Source organism: Amycolatopsis sp. lyj-109, assembly GCF_046548995.1.
Lineage (GTDB): Bacteria > Actinomycetota > Actinomycetes > Mycobacteriales > Pseudonocardiaceae > Amycolatopsis.
The window spans coordinates 267,178-287,233 of record NZ_JAJPWR010000013.1 but is presented as its reverse complement, the minus strand read 5'-3'; the positions used below and the strand labels follow the sequence as shown (position 1 = coordinate 287,233).

19 protein-coding genes and 1 tRNA gene are annotated in these 20,056 nt (G+C 70.5%); 7 read left to right on the top strand and 13 right to left on the bottom strand.

Annotation, left to right across the window (positions count from 1 at the left end):
* Positions 1-84: 84 nt before the first annotated feature.
* The 6 genes from rho to argS form a co-directional block, all read right to left on the bottom strand.
* Positions 85-2,094 carry a transcription termination factor Rho gene (rho, locus tag ACLJQF_RS28625; RefSeq protein WP_410613233.1) on the bottom strand — a complete coding sequence of 670 codons (2,010 nt, stop codon included), beginning with the start codon at positions 2,092-2,094 and terminating at the stop codon, positions 85-87.
* A 410-nt stretch (positions 2,095-2,504) separates the two neighbouring features.
* Positions 2,505-3,389, bottom strand: a complete 885-nt coding sequence (gene thrB, locus ACLJQF_RS28620) for a homoserine kinase (RefSeq protein WP_410613231.1) — start codon at positions 3,387-3,389, stop codon at positions 2,505-2,507.
* Positions 3,390-3,492: 103 nt separating this feature from the next.
* Positions 3,493-4,554: a threonine synthase gene (thrC, locus tag ACLJQF_RS28615; RefSeq protein WP_410613229.1), complete on the bottom strand. Its 1,062-nt coding sequence runs from the start codon at positions 4,552-4,554 to the stop codon at positions 3,493-3,495.
* The gene (locus ACLJQF_RS28610) at positions 4,551-5,864 is read right to left on the bottom strand and encodes a homoserine dehydrogenase (protein WP_410613227.1); all 1,314 of its coding nucleotides are present in this window, start codon (positions 5,862-5,864) and stop codon (positions 4,551-4,553) included. The genes thrC and ACLJQF_RS28610 overlap by 4 nt, the downstream gene beginning before the upstream one ends.
* A 5-nt stretch (positions 5,865-5,869) precedes the next feature.
* Positions 5,870-7,300, bottom strand: coding sequence for a diaminopimelate decarboxylase (gene lysA, locus ACLJQF_RS28605; RefSeq protein ID WP_410613225.1), 1,431 nt, complete (start codon positions 7,298-7,300; stop codon positions 5,870-5,872).
* A gap of 3 nt (positions 7,301-7,303) precedes the next feature.
* Positions 7,304-8,959, bottom strand: coding sequence for an arginine--tRNA ligase (gene argS / locus ACLJQF_RS28600; protein WP_410613223.1), 1,656 nt, complete (start codon positions 8,957-8,959; stop codon positions 7,304-7,306).
* Positions 8,960-9,216: 257 nt separating this feature from the next.
* On the opposite strand from argS, the gene ACLJQF_RS28595 reads away from it, so the two are divergent.
* Both ACLJQF_RS28595 and ACLJQF_RS28590 read left to right on the top strand, forming a co-directional pair.
* Positions 9,217-10,029: a DUF3105 domain-containing protein gene (locus ACLJQF_RS28595; RefSeq protein WP_410613221.1), complete on the top strand. Its 813-nt coding sequence runs from the start codon at positions 9,217-9,219 to the stop codon at positions 10,027-10,029.
* Positions 10,026-10,739, top strand: coding sequence for a DUF305 domain-containing protein (locus ACLJQF_RS28590; RefSeq protein ID WP_410613219.1), 714 nt, complete (start codon positions 10,026-10,028; stop codon positions 10,737-10,739). The genes ACLJQF_RS28595 and ACLJQF_RS28590 overlap by 4 nt, the downstream gene beginning before the upstream one ends.
* A gap of 4 nt (positions 10,740-10,743) precedes the next feature.
* On the opposite strand, the gene ACLJQF_RS28585 is transcribed toward ACLJQF_RS28590, so the two are convergent.
* Entirely contained in the window at positions 10,744-11,664 is a 921-nt protein-coding gene (locus ACLJQF_RS28585; protein WP_410613217.1) for a cation diffusion facilitator family transporter, read from the bottom strand.
* Between the two features lie 153 nt (positions 11,665-11,817).
* On the bottom strand, positions 11,818-12,237 hold the full coding sequence (locus tag ACLJQF_RS28580) for a MarR family winged helix-turn-helix transcriptional regulator (RefSeq protein ID WP_410613215.1): 420 nt from the start codon (positions 12,235-12,237) through the stop codon (positions 11,818-11,820).
* Positions 12,238-12,342: 105 nt separating this feature from the next.
* On the opposite strand from ACLJQF_RS28580, the gene ACLJQF_RS28575 reads away from it, so the two are divergent.
* Entirely contained in the window at positions 12,343-13,179 is an 837-nt protein-coding gene (locus tag ACLJQF_RS28575; RefSeq protein WP_410613213.1) for an SDR family oxidoreductase, read from the top strand.
* Here ACLJQF_RS28575 and ACLJQF_RS28570 read toward each other — a convergent pair.
* A complete protein-coding gene (locus ACLJQF_RS28570) occupies positions 13,176-14,276 on the bottom strand; it encodes an epoxide hydrolase family protein (protein WP_410613211.1) in 1,101 nt (366 codons plus the stop codon). The two genes, ACLJQF_RS28575 and ACLJQF_RS28570, sit on opposite strands and share 4 nt — an antisense overlap.
* 150 nt (positions 14,277-14,426) lie before the next feature.
* Between ACLJQF_RS28570 and ACLJQF_RS28565 the strand changes: the two genes are divergently transcribed.
* A tRNA-Arg gene (locus ACLJQF_RS28565) sits at positions 14,427-14,502 on the top strand.
* A 78-nt stretch (positions 14,503-14,580) separates the two neighbouring features.
* Here the strand turns inward: ACLJQF_RS28565 and ACLJQF_RS28560 are convergent.
* The 3 genes from ACLJQF_RS28560 to ACLJQF_RS28550 all read right to left on the bottom strand — a co-directional run bounded on the left by ACLJQF_RS28560 (position 14,581) and on the right by ACLJQF_RS28550 (position 16,959).
* Entirely contained in the window at positions 14,581-14,946 is a 366-nt protein-coding gene (locus ACLJQF_RS28560) for a hypothetical protein (RefSeq protein ID WP_410613209.1), read from the bottom strand.
* Between the two features lie 118 nt (positions 14,947-15,064).
* Positions 15,065-15,748, bottom strand: coding sequence for a response regulator (locus tag ACLJQF_RS28555; protein ID WP_410613207.1), 684 nt, complete (start codon positions 15,746-15,748; stop codon positions 15,065-15,067).
* 59 nt (positions 15,749-15,807) lie between these two features.
* Positions 15,808-16,959, bottom strand: coding sequence for a sensor histidine kinase (locus tag ACLJQF_RS28550; protein WP_410613205.1), 1,152 nt, complete (start codon positions 16,957-16,959; stop codon positions 15,808-15,810).
* 253 nt (positions 16,960-17,212) lie between these two features.
* Here ACLJQF_RS28550 and ACLJQF_RS28545 point away from each other — a divergent pair, with 253 nt between their 5' ends.
* Together ACLJQF_RS28545 and ACLJQF_RS28540 are read left to right on the top strand one after the other, a co-directional pair.
* The gene (locus ACLJQF_RS28545) at positions 17,213-18,064 is read left to right on the top strand and encodes a helix-turn-helix domain-containing protein (RefSeq protein ID WP_410613203.1); all 852 of its coding nucleotides are present in this window, start codon (positions 17,213-17,215) and stop codon (positions 18,062-18,064) included.
* Positions 18,065-18,139: 75 nt separating this feature from the next.
* On the top strand, positions 18,140-18,529 hold the full coding sequence (locus ACLJQF_RS28540; RefSeq protein ID WP_410613201.1) for a hypothetical protein: 390 nt from the start codon (positions 18,140-18,142) through the stop codon (positions 18,527-18,529).
* Between the two features lie 96 nt (positions 18,530-18,625).
* On the opposite strand, the gene ACLJQF_RS28535 is transcribed toward ACLJQF_RS28540, so the two are convergent.
* A complete protein-coding gene (locus ACLJQF_RS28535; RefSeq protein ID WP_410613199.1) occupies positions 18,626-19,456 on the bottom strand; it encodes a DUF4394 domain-containing protein in 831 nt (276 codons plus the stop codon).
* Positions 19,457-19,641: 185 nt separating this feature from the next.
* Between ACLJQF_RS28535 and ACLJQF_RS28530 the strand changes: the two genes are divergently transcribed.
* On the top strand, positions 19,642-20,052 hold the full coding sequence (locus tag ACLJQF_RS28530; protein WP_410613198.1) for a hypothetical protein: 411 nt from the start codon (positions 19,642-19,644) through the stop codon (positions 20,050-20,052).
* The last annotated feature ends 4 nt before the right edge of the window (positions 20,053-20,056 follow it).

Sequence of the window (20,056 nt, the reverse complement as noted above, 5' to 3'; positions counted from 1 at the left end):
TGGAACGCACCCCGCTGACCAGCTATTCCCACCGCGGAAGGGGCCTCCCCGGACCACCGGGAAGGCCCCTTCCGCGACCGGGAATCAGTCGTCTTCGCCGCCGCCGAGGGCGGTCTTGGAGACCTGCATCAGGAACTCGGTGTTCGTCTTCGTCTTGCGCAGCCGCGAGATCAGCAGGTCGATGGCCTGCTGCGAGTCGAGCGCGTGCAGCACCCGGCTCAGCTTCACGGTCACGGCCAGCTCGTCCGGGTTCAGCAGCAGCTCGTCCTTGCGGGTACCGGACGGGTTGACGTCGACCGCCGGGAACACCCGGCGCTCGGCGATCTTCCGGTCGAGCTTGAGCTCCGCGTTGCCGGTGCCCTTGAACTCCTCGAAGATGACCGTGTCCATCGTCGAACCGGTCTCGACCATCGCCGTGGCGAAGATGGTCAGCGAGCCGCCGTTCTCGATGTTGCGGGCCGCACCGAGGAAGCGCTTCGGCGGGTAGAGCGCGGTCGAGTCGACACCACCGGACAGGATCCGGCCGGACGCCGGGGCCGCCAGGTTGTACGCGCGGCCGAGGCGGGTGATCGAGTCGAGCAGCACGACGACGTCGTGGCCCATCTCGACCAGGCGCTTGGCTCGCTCGATCGACAGCTCCGCGACCGACGTGTGGTCGGCCGGCGGCCGGTCGAAGGTCGAGGCGATGACCTCGCCCTTCACCGAGCGCTGCATGTCGGTGACCTCTTCCGGACGCTCGTCGACCAGGACGACCATCAGGTGGCACTCGGGGTTGTTCGTGGAGATCGCGTTCGCGATGTCCTGCATGATCGTGGTCTTACCGGCCTTCGGCGGCGACACGATCAGGGCGCGCTGCCCCTTGCCGACCGGCATGATCAGGTCGATCACGCGGGTCGTGAGCTTGTGCGACTCGGTCTCGAGGCGCAGCCGCTCGTTCGGGTACAGCGGGGTCAGCTTGGTGAAGTCCGGACGCCGCTTGGCCTCGTCCGGCTCCAGGCCGTTGATCGAGTCGACGCGCACCAGCGGGTTGAACTTCTGCCGCTGCTGCTCGCCGTCACGCGGCTGGCGCACGACGCCGGTGATGGCGTCACCGCGGCGCAGGCCGTACTTGCGGACCAGCGACAGCGAGACGTACACGTCGTTCGGGCCGGCGAGGTAGCCGGAGGTCCGCACGAACGCGTAGTTGTCGAGCACGTCCAGGATGCCCGCGACGGGCAACAGGACGTCGTCCTCGCGGATCTCGGTGTCCGGCGAACCGCCTTCGACCCGGCCACCACCACTGCCCCGGCGACGGCGGTCGCGGAAGCGACGGCCGCGACGGCCGCCTTCCTCGTCGTCGTCCTGCTGCTGCTGGGCGCGGTTGTCACGGTCCTGACCGCGGCTGCCGTCCTGCTGGCTGTTCCGCTGACGGCTGCCGTCCTGACGGCCTTCACCGCGGTTACCGTCCTGACGGCTGTCACCACGGTTGTCGTTGCGGTTCTGGTCGCGGTTGCCACCGCCCTGGCGCTGCTGGTCGCGGTTGCGGTCGCCCTGCTGACGGTCGCCTTGCTGACGGTCGCCCTGGCCCTGCTGACGGTCGCCACCCTGCTGACGGTCACCGCCCTGCTGGCCGTCGGGCGCCCCGGCGGCGCGGTTGGAACCGCGGCGACGCCGGCTGCGGCCGCCCTCCTCGGCCTGGCCGTCCTGCGGGGCATCCTGCCGGTCCTGCTGCGGGCGCTCGGCCTGCGGCTGGGCATCCGAAGGCGCGGAGGCGGGTGCCTCGGCCTTCGGCTCCGGCTTGGTCTCCGCCGGAGCAGCAGGCGCTTCGGCCTTCGCCTTGGGGGCCTTCGGCGGCTCGCCGACACCCTCCAGCGGCAGCGTCTCGGCCGTCGCACGCGGCTTGCGCGACTTGCCCTGACGCTCACGGATCGCGGCGATCAGATCGCCCTTGCGCATACCCGTCGTCTCGCCGACGCCGAGTTCCCCAGCCAGCGAACGCAGTTCGGCGACGGTCTTACCGGTCAGCCCGCCGACCGCCCGCTTGGGAGCGGGGGTCGTGCCGTTCGATCCGGCCGTGTCGCTACCCACGTCGCTCAAAAGATCGGTGTTGCTCACACATGTCCTTCCTGACCGATCCACGCCTCCAGGCGGATCAGCGGACTGCCGCTCGCTTCTGATCGCGAACCGGCGTATCTGCCCCCCGATACGGGAGATGAGCTCTTCGGCCGTGCGGAACACAGCTGGAGCGCCTCCACCACAGGGGTTTGCGTCCTCCAAACGGAGGACACGGAATTCGGCACCGCCGAGACCGGAAACCCGCCTGCGTCCCTCCGCGTTACCCCGCGTGCCAGGCGGTGCGGATTCGGCGGATCGACGAAGGATGCGATCCTCGGGATTCCCCGGGACCGGCATCGGGTGCGGAAACGCACGGTGATCGAACGCCCCCGAGGGTAGACCGCGGCGGTGTCGGGTGCAACAACCACCCCCCGCGTGGCGGGCCTGGCCGCAGGCACGTGACCCACCCTTTACTGAGCTGCAACCTGCACGCCCGTGAGATCCACGGGCAGCTCGAGGACGTCGAAAGCCGTAACGCCGACCTCGGGCGGGAGTATTCCCGAGGTGGTCAGGGCGAGGACCGTCGGACCGGCGCCGGAGATGGTGGCGGGCACTCCCTGTGCACGGAGCGTCGCCACCAGCTCCGTGCTCGCCGGGTACGCGGGGGCGCGGTAGTGCTGGTGCAGCCGGTCCTCGGTGGCCGCGAGCAGCAGCTCCGGCTTCGCCGTCAGCGCGTGGACGGCGAGCGCGGCCCGGCCGGCGTTGTGCGCGGCGTCGGCGTGCGGCACGGCCGCCGGCAGCAGGCCGCGCGTGGTCGCGGTGGCCGAGCGCACCGACGGCACGGCCACGACCGGCCGGATCGACGGGTGCGGCGTGAGCCGTTCGGCGTGGAACCGCCCGCCGTCGCACCAGGCCAGGACCAGCCCGCCGAACAGGCTCGCGGCGGCGTTGTCGGCGTGGCCTTCGAAGCCGGCGGCCAGCTGCAGCGCGTCGGGCGCGTCGATTTCCCGGCCCGCCAGCGCGTACCCGGCGGCCACCCCGGATACCACCGCGGCCGCGGACGAGCCGAGGCCGCGCGCGTGCGGGATCGCGTTGAAGCAGCGCAGGTGCAGGCCGGGCGGCTCGACGCCGAGGTGCGCGCAGGTGGTGCGGATCGCTCGCACGACCAGGTGGGTCTCGTCGGTGGGGACGTCCGCGACACCACCCGCACCGGCGTCCTCGACCTCGACCTTGAGCCCGGAATCGATGACCCGCACTTCGACGACGTCGTAGAGGCCCAGCGCCATCCCGAAGGCGTCGAAGCCCGGCCCGAGGTTCGCGGTGGAGGCCGGGACGGTCACCCGGAACCCGCTCACGAGAGCGCCCCAATGTGGCCTTCGGTGCGTGAGACGCACCCAAGGCGGCCTTCGGTGCGTGAGACGCAACCAAGGCCACATTGGGGCGCTTGCGAGCCGGGGGTCACCGCAGGTCCAGCGCCGCCGCGACCGCCGAGGGGTCCACGGCGAGGGGTTCGACCTCGACGTTGCCCGCCAGGGCCGTCTGCGGGTCCTTCAGGCCGTGCCCGGTGACCGTGCAGACGACCCGCGACCCGCGCGGGAGCCGTCCGTCGGCGGCGGTGGCCAGCAGGCCCGCCACGCTGGTGGCCGACGCGGGCTCGACGAAGACGCCTTCACGGCCGGCCAGCAGCCGGTAGGCCTCGAGGATCTTCTCGTCGGTGACAGCTTCGAAAAGCCCCTCCGACTCGTCCTTCGCCTTCACCGCGGCCGCCCACGAAGCCGGGCTGCCGATCCGGATGGCGGTGGCGATCGTGTCCGGGTCGCGCACCGGCTCGCCGTGCACCAGCGGCGCCGCGCCGGCCGCCTGGAAGCCGAACATCCGCGGGGTGTTCTTCACCACATCGTCGGCCGCGTACTCCGAATAGCCCGCCCAGTAGGCGGTGATGTTGCCGGCGTTGCCGACCGGCAGGCAGTGGATGTCCGGCGCCGTGCCGAGCACGTCGCAGATCTCGAAGGCCGCGGTCTTCTGGCCGGCGATGCGCACCGGGTTGACCGAGTTGACCAGCGTGACCGGGTAGTCGGCCGCGGTCTTGCGGGCCAGCTCGAGGCAGTCGTCGAAGTTGCCGTCGACCTGCAGGATGCGCGCGCCGTGCAGCACGGCCTGGGCGAGCTTGCCCATCGCGATCTTGCCCTGGGGCACCAGCACCGCGCAGGTGAGCCCGGCACGGGCGGCGTAGGCGGCGGCCGACGCGGAGGTGTTGCCGGTCGACGCGCAGATCACCGCCTTGAGGCCGCTGGCGAGCGCGTGCGTGATGGCCACGGTCATCCCGCGGTCCTTGAACGAGCCGGTCGGGTTGGCGCCCTCGACCTTGAGGTACACCTCGCAGCCGGTCAGCTCGGACAGGTGGTGGGCGGGCAGCAGCGGCGTGTTGCCCTCCCCGAGCGTGACGACCCGCGCGCCGTCCGGCACCGGGACGCGATCCCGGTACGCCTCGATGATTCCCGGCCAGGGCTGCCTGATCACTGGTCTTCGCCTTCCACCCGCATCACGCTGACAACTTCGTGGACGACGTCGAGCTTCGCAATTTCGTCCACAGTGGACTGCAACGCCGCGTCGGGCGCCTGGTGCGTCACGACGACCAGGCTCGCGCGGTCGCCGACGTCGCTCTGCCGCACCGCCGCGATGCTCACGCCGTGGTCGGCGAACGCCTGCGCCACCTGGGCGAGCACACCGGCGCGGTCCGCGACGGACAGGCTGACGTGGTACCGGGTCGGCGTCTGGCCCATCGGCCGCACCGGCAGGGCCGCGTGCGCGGATTCACGCGGGCCGCGGCCGCCGACGACCCGGTTGCGGGCCACCGCGACGAGGTCGCCGAGCACCGCGCTCGCGGTGGGCGCGCCGCCCGCGCCCTGGCCGTAGAACATCAGCTCGCCCGCGGCGTCGGCCTCGACGTAGACGGCGTTGAACGCACCGCCGACGCCGGCCAGCTGGTGGCTGCGCGGGATCATCACCGGGTGCACGCGGGCGGACACCGACTCGACGCCGTCGTCGTCGGTCACCCGCTCGCAGATGGCCAGCAGCTTCACCGTGCGGCCGAGGCCCCGGGCCGCCGCGAGGTCGGACGCGGTGACGTCGGCGATGCCTTCGCGGTGCACGTCCGACGCGGTCACCCGGGTGTGGAAGGCGAGGGACGCGAGGATCGCGGCCTTCGACGCGGCGTCGTAGCCGTCGACGTCGGCGGTCGGGTCGGCCTCGGCGTACCCGAGCCGGCTGGCCTCGTCGAGCGTCTCGGCGTAGCCGGCGCCGGTCGAGTCCATGGCCGACAGGATGTAGTTGGTGGTGCCGTTGACGATGCCCATCACGCGGGTGATCCGGTCGCCGGCCAGCGACTCGCGCAGCGGGCGCAGCAGCGGGATGGCCCCGGCCACCGCGGCCTCGAAGTACAGGTCGGCGCCCGCGGCGTCGGCCGCCTCGAACAGGTCCGCGGAGTGCTCGGCCAGCAGCGCCTTGTTCGCCGTGACGACGGACTTACCCGCCCTCAGCGCGGCGAGCAGCCAGCCGCGCACCGGCTCGATGCCGCCGACCAGCTCGACCACGACGTCGACCTCGTCGGACGTGACGAGCTTCTCGGCGTCGGCGGTCAGCAGCTCCGGCGGCAGCTCGGGGTGTTTGTCGGGGCGGCGGACGGCGATGCCGGCCAGCTCGACCGGCGCGCCCGCCCGCGCGGCCAGCTCGTCGGCCTGCTCGGTGAGCAGCCGGGCGACCTCGCCACCGACCGTCCCGCAGCCGAGCAGGGCGACGCGGATGGCGGGGCGTTCCTCAGGGGCAGCCACTGTGTTCAGACCTCCAGGCGGAGCATGTCGTCGGTCGTCTCCCGCCGCAGCAGCAGCCGTGAGCTGCCGTTGCGCACGGCGACCACGGCCGGGCGGGGCATCCGGTTGTACGTGCTCGCCATCGAATAGCAGTACGCGCCGGTCGCCGCGACCGCCAGCAGGTCGCCGGGAGCCAGCGTGTCGGGCAGCCAGCAGTCTCGTACGACGATGTCGCCGGATTCACAGTGTTTTCCCACGACCCGGGACAGCACGGCCGGCACCGGCTGATCGTTGTCGCCCGCGGAGCGGGAAACCAGCCGGACGTCGTAGACCGCGTCGTAGAGCGCGGTGCGGATGTTGTCGCTCATCCCGCCGTCGACGCTGACGTACCGCCGCACCGATTCGTCGCCCAGCGAGACGTCCTTGATGGTGCCGACCTCGTAGAGCGTGACCGTGCCCGGCCCGGCGATCGCGCGGCCCGGCTCGCCCGCGATCCGCGGCACCGGCAGACCCGCGTACGCGCACTCCTTGCGAACGATTTCGCGGATCTGCGTGATCATCTGCGCGGGCGGCGGCGGGTTGTCCTTCTCGGTGTAGGCGATGCCGAACCCGCCGCCGAGGTCGACCAGGTTCAGCTGGTCGAGCAGCTCCGGGCCGTGCTCCTTGGCCAGGTCGGCGAGCAGCCCGACGACGCGGCGAGCGGCCACCTCGAAGCCGTCGGCGTCGAAGATCTGCGAGCCGATGTGGCTGTGCAGGCCGACGAGCTTGAGCGAACGCGCGTTGAGCACCCGGCGGACCGCCTCGGCGGCGTCGCCGCTCGCCAGGGAGAAGCCGAACTTCTGGTCTTCGTGGGCGGTCGCGATGAACTCGTGGGTGTGCGCCTCGACGCCGACGGTGACCCGGATCAGCACCGCCTGCACGACGTCGTGGCGCGCGGCGATATCGGCCAGCCGGGCGATCTCGTAGTAGGAGTCGAGCACCACCGTGCCGACCCCGGCGACGACCGCGGCTTCGAGCTCGGCGGGCGACTTGTTGTTGCCGTGCAGGGTGATCCGCTCGGCCGGGAAGCCCGCGCGCTGCGCCACGGCGAGCTCGCCGCCGCTGCAGACGTCGAGGCTCAGCCCCTGCTCGGCCACCCAGCGGGCGATCTCGATGGAGAGGAACGCCTTGGACGCGTAGTGCACGAGCGACGGGTCGTCGAACGCCTCGGCGTAGTCCGCGCAGCGGGACTTGAAGTCGGCCTCGTCGACGATGAACAGGGGCGTGCCGTGCTGCTCGGCCAGCTCCCGGACGTCGACGCCGGCAATCCGGACGACGCCGTCGGCCGCACGGAAGGTGTTGCGCGGCCACACTTTCGCGGGCAGGTTGTCGAGTTCCTTGACCCCGGACGGCTGGAGCCCGGAGGTGTCGGCGTGGGGGTAGACGTCGGCGTGCCGTGGGCCCGCGGGGTGCGCCATTTCTTACATCCGTTCCGGAGCGGAGACACCGAGGAGGGCGAGGCCGTTCGCCAGGACCTGGCGGGCGGCCTCGCACAGCGCGAGCCGGGCGTACGTCAGAGGGGTCGCCTCTTCGTCGCCCATGGGCAGCACGCGGCCCACGGTGTAGAACTTGTGGTAGGCGCCCGCGAGTTCTTCGAGGTAGCGCGCGATCCGGTGCGGCTCCCGCATGTCGGCGGCGCGGCGCACGGTTTCCGGGAATTCGCCGATGGTGCGGATCAGGTCGCCTTCGGCGGGCAGCGTCAACAGTCCGAAGTCGACATCCACAGTGGACTTCAAGCCGAGATCGGCGGCGTTGCGCTGCAGGGACGCCAGCCGCGCGTGGGCGTACTGGACGTAGTAGACGGGGTTGTCGTTGGAGTGCTTGCGCAGCAGGTCCAGGTCGACGTCCAAAGTGGAGTCGACGGAGTACCGGATCAGCTCGTAGCGGGCCGGGTCGACACCGACGGCCTCGACGAGGTCCTCCATGGTGATCACGGTGCCCGCACGCTTGGACATCCGCACCGGCTTGCCGTCGCTGACCAGGTTGACCATCTGGCCGATCAGCACCTCGACCGTGCCCGGGTCGTCGCCGAACGCGGCGGCCGCGGCCTTGAGGCGGGCGGTGTAGCCGTGGTGGTCCGCGCCGAGCATGTAGATGCACAGGTCGAAGCCGCGGTTGCGCTTGTCCTTGAAGTAGGCCAGGTCGCCGGCGATGTAGGCCGGGTTGCCGTCCTGCTTGATGACGACGCGGTCCTTGTCGTCGCCGTACTCCGACGACTTCAGCCACCACGCGCCGTCGTTGAAGTACAGGTTCCCGGAGTCCTTCAGCTGCTGGACGGCGGCGTCGACCGCGCCGGACTCGTGCAGCGAGTTCTCGTGGAAGTAGACGTCGAAGTCGGTGCCGAAGTCGTGCAGGCTCTGCTTGATCTCGCTGAACATCAGGTTGATGCCGATCCGGCGGAACGTCTCGTGCCGCTCGGTCTCGGGCAGCGACAGCGCACTCGGCTCGGCCTTGATGACCTCGGCGGCGATGTCGTTGATGTAGCCGCCCGCGTAGCCGTCCTCCGGCGCGGGCTCGCCCTTCGCGGCGGCGATCAGCGACCGGACGAACCGGTCGATCTGGGCGCCGGCGTCGTTGAAGTAGTACTCGCGGGTGACTTCGCCGCCCTGCGCGCCCAGCACCCGGCCCAGCGCGTCGCCGACCGCGGCCCAGCGGGTGCCGCCCAGGTGGATCGGGCCGGTCGGGTTCGCCGAGACGAACTCGAGGTTGATCTTCGTGCCGGCCAGCGCGTCCCCGCGGCCGAACGCGGCGCCGGCGTCGAGCACCTGGCGCACGATGTCGCCCTGCGCGGCCGCGGCGAGCCGGAAGTTGAGGAAGCCGGGGCCGGCGACCTCGGCCGAGGCGACGCCGTCGTCCGCCGAGACCGCCGCGGCGAGCGCCTCGGCGAAGTCGCGCGGCTTGAGGCCGGCCTTCTTGGCCACCTGGAGGGCGAGGTTCGTCGCGTAGTCGCCGTGGTCGGGGTTGCGCGGGCGTTCGATGGTCACCTGCTCCGGCAGCACGGCGTCGTCGATGCCGCGTGCGGCGAGCACCTGCACGGCGGAGCTGCGGACCAGGTCGGCGAGAGCGGCGGGAGTCACTCGTCGAATTCTAGGTGTGCCCTGGTCGGAGGCTTTCATCGGTCTCGGGGACATCACGACGAGCGCCTTTGGGGGTTCCGGGTGGCGAAGCCCCCGGCCCGAGGCGAAGCCTCGGATGTCACAGTGGGTGTGTGAGGCGTTAACCGTGATCAGACGCGTGGTCTCTACACTGGCCCGGGCGGGAATCCGTCCGCAGCCACCAGAGGGAGAACGCGGGAGCCATGGCGAACGGGACAACTCGGAAAAAGGGGTCGGCGGTGAAGGCGGCCCGCGGTTCCGTGGTGAGCAAGAAGGGCACGCCCTGGGGCACGATCATCGCCGTGGTCGCCATCGTGGCGCTGGCCGCCTCGGTGATCATCTACTACATGGTGCAGTCCGCGCCGAAGCGTGAGCAGAAAGACCGCGAGGCCGCCGCCGCGTCGTTCGCGCCGACCGCGCAGGACCCCGATCCCTCGAAGCGCATCCCCGGCGTGGTGACCGCGACCTACACCGGCAGCGTCCACGTGCTCCCGACCGAGCGCGTCGCCTACGACAAGACCCCGCCGTTCGGCGGCCCGCACGACCAGACGTGGGCCACCTGCACCGGCATCGTGTACCCGACCGCCGTCCGCACCGAGAACATGGTGCACGCCCTCGAGCACGGCGCCGTCTGGATCGCCTACAACCCGCAGCAGATCTCGGGTGACGCGGTCAACCTGCTGAGCGTCCGCGCCAAGGACAAGCCGTACACGATGATGTCGCCCTACCCGGGCCTGGACAAGCCGATCTCGCTGCAGTCGTGGGGCCACCAGCTCAAGCTGGACGACGTCAACGACCCGCGGATCGACGAGTTCATCGCGGCGCTGCGGAGCAACCCGAACGGCGTCTACCCCGAGGTCGGCGCGTCCTGCGACGCGGTCCCGGGCCAGTTCGACCCGGACAACCCGCCGCCGTTCGACCCGTCCAAGCCGGGCCCCGACGCGAAGCCGATGGACTACAAGGGCAGCACCGCCGCCCAGGGTGAGAACGGCGCGCCGGCCCCGTCCGCGCCGCCGACCTCCGCCCCCGCTTCCCCCACCGCGACCAAGTGACCATCGAAGCCGGCCTCGACACCGAAGAGGTCACCGGACAGCCGACCTGGTCGCGCTGGGTGATCATCGGCGGGACGCTCCTCGCGGTCCTGCTGATCGGCGCGACGGCGGGGATGTTCCTCACCCGCGCCGTCGACGAGCCGGCCGCGGCCACCCCCGCCGCCGGCTCGGTCGAGGTCGGCTTCGCCCAGGACATGTCGACGCACCACCTCCAGGCGGTGACGATGGCGGGCATCGCCCGCGACCGCACCACCGACCCGCAGATCAAGCAGCTGTCGTTCGACATCGAGCGGACGCAGGTCGAGCAGGTCGGCCGCATGAAGGGCTGGCTCATGCTGTGGGACCAGCCCGAGCAGCCGATCGGCGCCCCGATGCAGTGGATGACGGAACCGATGACGGGCCATGACGGAATGTCGATGGCCCCGTCGTCGGTCAACCCGGCCGGCGGTCCGCTGATGCCGGGCATGGCGACCGATACGGATCTGAAGAAGCTGCGGTCCTTGTCGGGCCAGGCTTTCGACGTGTTCTTCTTGCAGCTGATGCTGCGCCACCACGAGGGCGGGGCGTCGATGGCCCAGTACGCGGCGGCGCATTCGACGCTGCCGGCGTTGAAGGCGCTGGTGAACAGCATTCTGACGTCGCAGGGCGCGGAAGTGGACCAGATCAAGCTGATGCTCACCGGCCGGGGCGCCCAGCCGCTGCCCGCTTAGCGGCTCACCACGACAGCTCCTGGCAGCGGCGGGCGCACTGCGGCGCTTCCACCTGCAGCGTGGCGTGCTCGATCGCGTACCGCGACGAGAGCAGGTTCTGCGCCTCCGTCAGGACGTCCGACTGCTTCGCCGGTGGCGCCAGCGTCAGGTGCGCCGAAGCGACCTCCATGCCCGACGTCAGGGTCCAGACGTGCAGGTCGTGCACGTCCGCCACGCCCGGGAGGGCCGACAGCTCCGCGTTGATCGCTCCGACGTCGACGCCCTGCGGCGCGTGCTGGAACAGGATGCGCAGCGCCCGGCGGGCCAGCGTCCACGTGCGGGGCAGCACCCACAGCCCGATCGCGACACCGATGATCGGGTCGGCGTAGCGCCAGCCCGTCAGCAGCGTCACCGCGCCGCTGACCAGTACGCCGACCGAGCCGATCAGGTCGGCCAGGACCTCGAGGTACGCGCCGCGGACGTTGATGCTCTCCTTCGCGCCCGCGCGCAACACCGCGAACGACACCAGGTTGGCGACCAGGCCGGCCGCCGCGACCACCAGCACCGGCAGGCCCGGGACGGCCGGAGGGTCGCTGATGCGGCCGATCGCCTCGAGCAGGACGTACCCCGCAACGCCGAACAGCAGCAGCGCGTTGGCGAGCGCGGCCAGCACCTCCGCGCGGTAGAGCCCGAACGTGCGGCCGACCGTCGGGCCGCTGCGCCGCGCCAGCATGATCGCGGCCAGCGCCATGCCGACGCCGAGGACGTCGGTGAACATGTGCGCCGCGTCCGACATCAGGGCCAGCGAGCCGGTCGTCAGGCTGACGACGAACTCGAGCACCATGAACCCGGCGCCGATGCCCAGGGCGATGACCAGCCCCCGCACGTGGCGCCCCGACGCGCTCGCCGGCGCGATCGTGTGCCCGTGGCCGTGTCCCTGACCCATGCCGCCTCCGTTCCCGGTTCACCGTCGGGCCAAACATATAGTCGGATGCGCATATGTGCAACAGAGGTCAGCCTAAGTTCACCCACCCGCAAGCTACCGCGCGCGGGGTGGCCACCCAATCCACCAGGCGGGGTTTCCCGCCAGGCGGACCCGTCACGCTTCGGCGCCGACCATCCGGGTGAGCAGAGCCCGCAGCCGGACGCGCTCCTCCGGCTCGAGCGCGGCCAGCGGCTCGGCGGCGAAACCCAGTGCCCGCCGGAAGTTGCGCGCCAGCTCGGCACCGTCCGGCGTGGCCACGATGTTCTTGATCCGCCGGTCGCGTTCACCCGGGCGGCGCTCCACCAGACCGCGGGCTTCGAGCCGGTCGATGATCCCGGTCACGTTGGACCGCTCGGACTTCAGCTTCTCGGCGATCCGGTGCATCGGCAGCGGCTCTTCGAGCGCGGCGAGCACCTTGGCCTGCACCGTGGTCAGGCCCTGCGCCGCGGCGGCGGACTCGTACGACTCGACGAACCGGTCGACGATCCGCCCGAGCAGGGCCACGACGTCTTCGGTGACCGGATCAGCACTCATCCGCCGAGTGTATGCCGATAGTTGACTGCATGAACCATCCATGCCTATAGTCATTTTAGTTCACTACATTAACCATCACTCCCCTGAACAGATCGAGGTTCCCGGATGAGCAACGACCGCGTCGCCCTGATCACCGGCACGTCCACCGGAATCGGCCTGGCCACAGCGGTGCTGGCAGCACGGCGAGGCTTCCGCACGGTCGCCACGCTGCGCGACACCGGCCGCGCCGACCGCCTGCGCAAGGCCGCCGCCGACGCCGGGGTCGAACTGGACGTCCGCCGGCTCGACGTCACCGACGCCGGCTCCGTCGGCACGGCGTTCGAAGGCGTCCTCGCCGACTACGGCCGGCTCGACGTGCTGGTCAACAACGCCGGCGCCGGCCACCTCGGCACGCTCGAGCAGGAGCCGCTCTCGGCGGTCCGCGAGACCATGGAGGTCAACTTCTTCGGCGTAGCCGAGGCGACCAAGGCCGCGATGCCGGCCCTGCGCGCGAGCGGCGGCCGCCTGATCACGGTGACCAGCGTCGGCGGTGTGATCGGCCAGCCCTTCAACGAGGCCTACTGCGCGGCGAAGTTCGCCGTCGAAGGCTTGATGGAGTCGTTGGCGCCGGTCGCCGCGGCCCAGGGCGTCACGGTGTGCGTCGTCGAGCCGGGCGCGGTCGCGACGGAGTTCGTCAACAACGTCGGCGTCGACGAGCGGCTCTTTGCCGAAGCCGGGCCGTACGCCGAGTCCCTGCAGAAGTACATCGCCAGCGTCACCAAGTCGTTCCAGAGCGCGCAGACGGCCGACGAGGTCGCCGAGGTGATCCTGGGCGCGATGACGGCGGAGGCGCCCGCGTTCCGCATCCAGACGTCGAAGTGGGCCGAAGACTTCGCGGCACTCAAGTTCGCCGACCTCGACGGCTCGGCCGTGCAGCGGCTGACCGGCGGCTGGCTCGCCTAACGCACCAGCCGGAAGAAGCCGCGAACCTGCTCGACGAGCAACCCGGGCTGCTCCAGCGCGGCGAAGTGCCCGCCGACGGGCAGCTCCTCGAACCAGCGCAGATCGGCGTAGCGCTGCTCGGCCTGCCGCCGCGACGGCCGGACGATCTCTTTGGGAAAAACCGAAATCCCGGCCGGAACATCCACTGTGGACAGATCGCGGTCGGTGTTCTCCCAGTACATCCGCGCCGACGAGGCCGCCGTCGCGGTGAACCAGTACACGGAGATCGCGTCCAGTATCCGCTGCCGGTCGACGGCGTCTTCCGGGTTGCCCCGGTGGTCGGTCCAGGCCCAGAACTTCTCGGCGATCCAGGCGGCCTGACCGGCGGGCGAGTCGGTGAGGCCGTACCCGAGCGTCTGCGGGCGCGTGCCCTGCTGGGCAGAGTAGCCGCTGCCGGTCCGCCGGAACTCCTCGAGGTCGGCGAGCGCCTGACGCTCCCGCGGCGTCGGATCGGCGGTGTCCATCCGCACCGGCGCGAAGTTGACGTGCACCCCGGCGACGTGGCCGGACCGCGCCACCGCGTTCGTGATGGCGGCACCCCAGTCACCGCCTTGGGCGCCGTAGCGGTCGTAGCCGAGCGACGTCATGAGCTCGTCCCACAGCTCGGCGACCCGCCGGATCTTCAGCGCGGGCTTGTCACTCCACCCGAACCCGGGCAGCGACGGCGCGACGACGTGGAAGGCATCGGCGGGATCACCCCCGTACGCGGCGGGATCGGTGAGCGGCCCGAGGACGTCGAGGAACTCCAGCACCGACCCGGGCCACCCGTGCGTGAGCACGAGCGGCAGCGCATCGGCCACCGGCGACCGGACGTGCAGGAAGTGCAGGCCGACCCCGTCGACGGTGGCCCGGAACTGCGGAAAGGCGTTGAGCCGCCGGGCGAACCCGAAGTCGTATTCCTCGCCCCAGTCACGGCAGAGCTCACGCACGTAGCCGAGCGGAACCCCCTGCGACCAGTCATCGACGGTCTCGGCCTCGGGCCACCGGGTCCGCCGCAGCCGCTCCCGCAGATCGGCGACGTCGCCCTCGTCGAGAGCTACCTGGAACGGCTCGGCCATCTCGGCTCCTTCAGGTGGGCCTCCTACGCTAGCGACGCACCGCCGAATCGATCAACTTCATAGCGCTGACCAGGGCAGTTGTCTGTCGGACCACCTGCGGGACGGGGGTTGCGGGGCATGCGCTAAGCTTTCGGAGTCGCCCAGCGATGGGCCCTCGTAGCTCAGGGGATAGAGCACTGCCCTCCGGAGGCAGGTGTCGCAGGTTCGAATCCTGCCGAGGGCACCATTCTTGAACACGCAAAACCGGCCCCTACCAGCGAGAACACGGTAGGGGCCGATTCATGTCCTACAAGGCTGACCACGGCTAGCGCACAGCGGTCCGAGCGCCCCAGGCCACCCCGACGTGCAGGACCACGGAAACCGCGGCCAGCAGCGCGATCCGGTAGGCGCCGAGGGCGTCGGTGAGGTTGTACGCGACCAAGAACGCCAGGGGCGCCAGCAGAGCGGTCAAGACGACCGGCCGCTTCGGCCGCAGTCGCGTCATGCTCAGCGCGAACAGCGTGAGCAAGGATGTCCCGGTGACGGTCGCGAGGAAGATCCCCGCGCCCACGATCAACTGGCCGAGCGAGCAGAAAGCGTTGTCTGGGGCGCACAACCGGTCGTACGTGCCGGACATCGCGACCCAGAAGACGCCGGTGCCGGCGCCGGTGAACGCGGCGATCACGCCCACTGCGACGAGGGTGCGCGGGTCTGCCCGTGGCGAGGTCAATGCTCCGCCCCTGCCCCGATGGCAACGATCGAGCATCCACCGCGTTGTCGCGGGCGAACGCGGTGCGGTCGCGCGCTCGTCACAGTGTTTCGACCGTTCCCGGCACGACCAGTCCCGTCTCGTAGGCCATCACGACCGCTTGGGCCCGGCTGCGGAGGTGGAGTTTCGTCATCACGCGGCTGAGATGTGTTTTCACGGTGCCCTCGGTGATGGCGAGCCGCTGTGCGATGTCTCCGTTGGTGATTCCGGTGCCGACCAGCCGCAGGATCTCGCACTCCCGGTCGGTGAGCGTGCTCAGCCTGGTCCGCAGTGCGCCGGAACGGCCGAGCGGGGTGCGATGCCGTACGTACGTTTCGATCAGCCTTCGTGTGACGACCGGGGCGAAGAGCAGGTCGCCGGCGGCGATGGTGTGGATCGCGGACAGCAGGCGGGCCGGTTCGGCCTCCTTGAGCAGGAAACCGGCAGCGCCGGCGGCCAGTGCGTCGTACAGGTACTCGTCGAGATCGAAGGTCGTGAGGATGAGGATCCGCGGCGGCTGTTCGGCGGCACCGGAGAGGATCCGGCGGGTGGCGGTGATCCCGTCCAGGCCCGGCATGCGGACGTCCATCAGGACGACGTCGGGGCTGGTGGCCGCGGCCCGGACGACGGCCTGTTCGCCGTCGGCAGCCTCACCGACGACGTCGAGATCCGGGGCCGCGTGCAGCAGTGCCGCCAGGCCGGCGCGCACCAGCGGCTGATCGTCGACGACGAGTACGGAAACCATGTGGAGTCGTCCTCCCCCGGTGGGACTCTTCCGATGCGGAACGGGTTTTCGCTCGAGCGTCAGGGATACGGGACGGCCAGCTTCACCGAGAATCCTCCGCCGGGTCGCGCCCCCACCGTGAGAGTCCCACCATACAACCTCGCGCGCTCCCGCATCCCCGTAAGGCCGAATCCCCCGGTGCCGGGCCGCCCGGTTCCGGGCCCGTCGTCGAGGACCGTCGCGTGGATCACCCCGGGCTCGCGGCGGATCGAGATCTCGGCCCCGCACCGGCCACCGTGCTTGATCACGTTCGTCACCGCCTCCTGGACGACCCGGTACACGGCGAGCTGCAGACCGGACGGCAGGCTTTCCAGGTCACCGGAGGTGGTCAACGCGACGTCGATCCCCGCTGCCTCGGCCCGCTCCACCAAGGACGGCAACAGGTTCAGGCCCGGCGCAGGAGCGGGCGCCCCGGCGGCGTCTTCCAGATCCGACTCGCGCAGCAGGACCAGCAGGCGGCGCATCTCGTCGAGCGTTTCCCGGCTGGTGGTGCCGATGGTATCCACCGCGGTCCGTGCCGTTTCCGGGTCGGAATCGAACACGTATCCCGCGAGCCCCGCCTGCATCGAAATCATCGACATGTGGTGTGCGACGACATCGTGCAGTTCACGCGCAATCCGGAACCGCTCCTGCACCAGCGCCTGTTCGATGTGCTGCCGTTGCTCGTATTCCAGCTGCGCGGTGGTTTCGGCGAGCTGACGGTTCCGCTGCTCCAGCTGCCGGGAGACGTTGCCCAGCGCCCACCCCACCGCGGGAACGGCGACCGCCTCGGCGATGATCGCGACCAACGGCCCTCGCATCGCGAAGCCGCTGGCGACCATCACCCCCGCGGTCACCCCGGCGCCGATCGCCGTCACCCTGGGCGGTTTCAGCCCGGCGACACTGTAGAAAGCCACGAGCGGGCCCCACAGGTGCAAGCCCGCGAGGTACCCGGCCGCCGCGTAGATCACGTACGCCGCCGACGTCACGAGCAGGACGGCCATCGGCGCCGCGCGGCGGGCGGCGAGCGGGAGGCAGATCACGCCGGTCAGCACGTAAGCCCACCAGTCGAAAGGCTGGTCACCCTCGCGCCGGAACAGCGCGCCGACGAGACACATCATGGCGAGCTGCGTCAAGGCCAGCGCCAGGTCCACGGCGCGGAGTTCCCGGCGCACGAGGGCGATCCGGTGCACCGGCCGACACTAGTCAGCTCCGCGAGCGAGCGCATCCCACTTCCGGCGTACCCCTGTGGTTGACACGTGGTCCGCACCTACTCCGCCGGCCACAGCCGGATCTCCTACGGGCGCCGGACGATCCGGCTTCTCGATCTCCGTAGCGTCATTCGCCACCGGTGGACCCGATCGGGGACCACCCACGCTACCGGACGGGTGGCCCATGCGAGTTCAGGTCAGGCACGGCGTAACGGCCGCCGGTGTATGGGAAGTCGTGTCCTGGCCGCCGCATCCGCGGCTGCGGGGGCAGGTGCTCGGCTACCGTGGCTGCCGTCTCGGCATGGAGGTGCCGCGACGGCGGCTGGAACTCCCGGTGGACGTGGTCACGATGTTCCTCGGCTTCGGCGAGCCGCTGCGGGTCCAGGGCGCCGGGACGCACGCGATGCCCCCGTCCACCGTAATCTCACTACTCGCGGGACCGCACGAAGGCGCGGTGATCGGCGAACACGCGGGCAGGATGTGCGGCATCGAGGTCTCGATGACGTCGCTCGCCGCGTTCACGTTGTTCGGTCTGCCGGTCGACCAGCTGACCAACCGGATCGTCGACCTCACGGAACCGCACGGCTTCCCGGCTCCGGTCGCCGCGGGCGCGTTGGCGGCCCTGCCGGACTGGCCGGAGCGGTTCGCGCGGCTGGACGAACTGCTCCTGGCCCGGCTCGACACAGGCCCGACCTGGTCGCCGCAGGTCGAACACCTCTGGCGGCGGCTCCGGCTCAGCCGGGGACGGCTGGCCGTCTCGGCGCTCGCGGCCGATGTGGGGTGGAGCGGACGGCACCTGGAAAGCCGCTTCCGGCAACAGCTCGGCCTGCCCCCGAAACGGTTGGCCCGGATCCTCCGGCTCCAGAACGCGCTGCGCATGCTGACCGCCGGGAATCGGCCACTCGCGCAGATCGCCGTCGATTCCGGCTACTACGACCAAGCGCACCTCGGTACCGATTTCAAGGCCCTCACCAGTTGCACACCCGCGCAGTTCCGCCGCATCCGCGCGGAAACCCCGGCCATGCAGGCGCTGCTGACCGATCGGCTGGCCGGACACGTCACCAGCGCGCCCCTTCTCGCGCACTGAGTTCGGTTTCTTCCAATACCGGCCGGTCCGCGCCACCGCACACTGAACCGACTGGACGAGGAAAGGACAAAGAACATGACGGTTGTCAGACAAATGCTCACCACGGCGATGGCGACGATCGCGCTGGGCACGGCGCTGACGGTGACCGGCGGCGCCACGGCGTCGGCCACCGCCCAGGCGTGCCCCGGAAGCCCGAACCACGCCGCCAACGGTGAGGGATACGGGATCGTGAACGGGACCCACAGCCTGCGGACCGGGCCCTCCGTCGACTGCAGCGCGACGAACAACCTGCCCTCGGGCACCAAGGTCTGGCTCTGGTGCTACGTGGTCAACAGTTCCCAAAACACGTGGTACTGGGTCCGCGAAGAGAACCAGGCGAATTCCGGCTGGATGTACGCAGGCAACATGACCATCCACGAATACGACGACAACGGGAACGGCCGGTTCGAGAAGCGCCACTGCTGAGCAGGCTGCCGGAAGTTGTGTCCGTAAGTCGCGGAGGTGGGCAGGGCGGCACCCTGCCCACCTCCGGGCGTGTCCGGTAGTTCCGATCCGTGGGGGTCAGCCCAGTGCGACGGCGATGTCGGTGTTGGCCAGCGGGAACTGCCCCACCGCGGTCGCCGCTCCGGTCAGCAGGTTCACGCTGTACAGCGATGCCTGGTTGGTGCTCCCGGAGACCAACGTGGCGAACGCGGTCGCCGAAACCGCCTTGCCGTTGACCAGTTCGCTGTAGATGTCCAAGCCCGCGTTCGGGCCCGCGTCGACGCCCAGTGCGCCGGTCGGGGCGAGCGTGCCGTTGTTGGCCGGGGACTGGATGACCACCTGGTCGGTGGCCGTGTTGAGGTCGAAGAGCGTGGTCGCGGTGTCGGGGTTCAGGTCGTTGTTCGTGTACGCGGCGGCCGTGACGCCGCGGGTGGGCCCCAGTGCCGGCGGGGTGGTCAGGATGGCGTCTTCGGCCGTGGTGCCGTCGGCGAGGTTGTGCCGCAGGTTCTGGCCCTGGTCGCTGACCACCCGCAGCCGGTCGGCGGCCGGGTTGAAGTCGACGCCGAAGTTGGTGCCCCAGAGCGGGACGCTGAGCTGCGAGACCTTCTTGACGACGACGTCGGGGGTCGTCGGCGGGGTGGTGATGGTGTAGATGCCGCCGGCGTTGCCGACGCCGTACAGCAAGCCGTTCTGGACGCGGAAGTCGATCCCGAGCAACGCCGTGTCGCCGCTGAGGCCGGTGACGACCCGGACCCAGTCGAGCACCTGTGGCCGGTCGGTGGAGAACGTGGCCATCAACGTGCCGTCGGCCGTGATGCCGAACGCGCGCAGGCCGGCCGCCTGGGCGGCACCACTGCTGCCCGCCGTGCCGATCGAAACCGCACCGGCGGCCGACAGGACCGTGGCCACGACGGCGATCCTTCTCCTGAGCCGTGCCTTCATCGTTCGTCCCCTCCTAGGGCTCCGTAGGCCACCCGCACGCTATTCGCGCGAACTGGACAAGCATTGGACGTCGGCTGGACTGGCCGGATCGGCGTCTTGCGGGCCCCGCGGGGAGTCAGCACATTGGGAGGACACGGAAATGAGGGAAAGCCATGCGAAGAGCCGGCGCACTCACAGCCGTCACAGCGGGACTGCTCGCCGCCATCCCGTTCATCACGGGCGCCGCGGCGGAGGACGGGTGCTGGTCCACCGCACCGATCGTGCTGACGAACGAAGGAGTGTGGAAGTACTCCAACCAGGTCTCGTGGTGCGCGCGGGGCGCGGCGATCACGTCGGTCGAGGTGACGGTCACGCACGAAGTGCTCAACCAGGCTTGCAGCTGGGCAGGACGGATCGAGGAGTCCGACACCCCGGCGAAGGACGGCATCGGCCGGACCGTTTACGACCAGAGCGAATTCACGTGCCCGGGCGCGATCGGCGCCAAGGGCGTGAACCCGTGGGTGATCGTCACCGTCCAGCCGAACGGCAGCTACACCGTGGACAAGAGCGGCATCCGCTGGTAGCCGT

Bases quoted from the DNA above. Each gene is read 5' to 3' on its own strand.
- ACLJQF_RS28580 (WP_410613215.1), bottom strand. From the start codon at position 12,237: ATGAGTGCTGATCCGGTCACCGAAGACGTCGTGGCCCTGCTCGGGCGG.
- ACLJQF_RS28540 (WP_410613201.1), top strand. From the start codon at position 18,140: ATGACGGTTGTCAGACAAATGCTCACCACGGCGATGGCGACGATCGCG.
- lysA (WP_410613225.1), bottom strand. From the start codon at position 7,300: ATGGCGCACCCCGCGGGCCCACGGCACGCCGACGTCTACCCCCACGCC.
- ACLJQF_RS28555 (WP_410613207.1), bottom strand. From the start codon at position 15,748: ATGGTTTCCGTACTCGTCGTCGACGATCAGCCGCTGGTGCGCGCCGGC.
- ACLJQF_RS28585 (WP_410613217.1), bottom strand. From the start codon at position 11,664: ATGGGTCAGGGACACGGCCACGGGCACACGATCGCGCCGGCGAGCGCG.
- ACLJQF_RS28570 (WP_410613211.1), bottom strand. From the start codon at position 14,276: ATGGCCGAGCCGTTCCAGGTAGCTCTCGACGAGGGCGACGTCGCCGAT.
- ACLJQF_RS28575 (WP_410613213.1), top strand. From the start codon at position 12,343: ATGAGCAACGACCGCGTCGCCCTGATCACCGGCACGTCCACCGGAATC.
- ACLJQF_RS28530 (WP_410613198.1), top strand. From the start codon at position 19,642: ATGCGAAGAGCCGGCGCACTCACAGCCGTCACAGCGGGACTGCTCGCC.